The following is a 719-nucleotide window of genomic DNA, read 5'->3' on the forward strand; positions in this document are numbered from 1 at the left end:
AGCAGTACCGTGAGGGAAAGGTGAAAAGAACCCCGGGAGGGGAGTGAAATAGAACCTGAAACCATGTGCCTACAACCGATCAAAGCACCTTATGTGTGTGATGATGTGCTTTTTGTAGAACGAGCCAACGAGTTACGGTATGTAGCGAGGTTAAGTACTTAAGGTACGGAGCCGAAGGGAAACCGAGTCTTAATAGGGCGACTAGTTGCATGCTGTAGACCCGAAACCGGGTGACCTATCCATGGCCAGGTTGAAGCGAGGGTAAAACCTCGTGGAGGACCGAACCACGTTGCTGTTGAAAAAGCATGGGATGAGCTGTGGATAGCGGAGAAATTCCAATCGAACTCGGATATAGCTGGTTCTCCTCGAAATAGCTTTAGGGCTAGCGTCGGAAAATGTGAGTAGTGGAGGTAGAGCACTGAATAGGCTAGGGGGCATAGCGCTTACCGAACCTTATCAAACTCCGAATGCCACATACTATCAGTCCGGCAGTCAGACTATGAAAGATAAGTTCCATGGTCAAAAGGGAAACAGCCCAGATCGTCAGCTAAGGTCCCAAAGTGTAAGTTAAGTGGAAAAGGATGTGGGATTTCTAAGACAACTAGGATGTTGGCTTAGAAGCAGCCACTCATTAAAAGAGTGCGTAATAGCTCACTAGTCAAGAGATCCTGCGCCGAAAATGTCCGGGGCTCAAACTTACCACCGAAGCTACGGGTTCA

General features: G+C 48.4%; 1 rRNA gene. It reads left to right on the top strand.

The annotated features are described in order from the left end of the window. Nucleotides 1-719, top strand: a 23S ribosomal RNA gene (locus tag HF850_RS15380); the annotation flags it as partial.

Origin of the sequence: Clostridium sp. SM-530-WT-3G (genome assembly GCF_012843905.1) — a bacterium.
Classification (GTDB): domain Bacteria; phylum Bacillota; class Clostridia; order Clostridiales; family Clostridiaceae; genus Clostridium.